General features: G+C 63.0%; 3 tRNA genes. All 3 read right to left on the reverse strand.

The features are described 5' to 3' along the window. Window position 1: 1 nt before the first annotated feature. The 3 genes from ETC07_RS15225 to ETC07_RS15235 all read right to left on the reverse strand — a co-directional run bounded on the left by ETC07_RS15225 (window position 2) and on the right by ETC07_RS15235 (window position 262). Window positions 2-75: transfer RNA gene (locus ETC07_RS15225), tRNA-Asp, on the reverse strand. 3 nt (window positions 76-78) lie between these two features. Further along, window positions 79-155: transfer RNA gene (locus ETC07_RS15230), tRNA-Val, on the reverse strand. A 30-nt stretch (window positions 156-185) separates the two neighbouring features. Beyond that, window positions 186-262 (reverse strand) — tRNA-Asp (locus ETC07_RS15235).

Raw genomic sequence — 262 nt, forward strand, 5'->3', positions numbered from 1 at the left:
GCGGACCGGACGGGACTCGAACCCGCGACCTCCGGCGTGACAGGCCGGCATTCTAACCAACTGAACTACCGGTCCGCGTGGTGGGCGATACTGGACTCGAACCAGTGACCCCCAGCATGTGAGGCTGGTGCTCTAACCAACTGAGCTAATCGCCCACGCGGTACTGCTTAGATTGTGCGTCATCGTGGCGGACCGGACGGGACTCGAACCCGCGACCTCCGGCGTGACAGGCCGGCATTCTAACCAACTGAACTACCGGTCC

Origin of the sequence: Halomonas borealis, from assembly GCF_004798905.1 — a bacterium.
Lineage (GTDB): Bacteria > Pseudomonadota > Gammaproteobacteria > Pseudomonadales > Halomonadaceae > Halomonas > Halomonas borealis.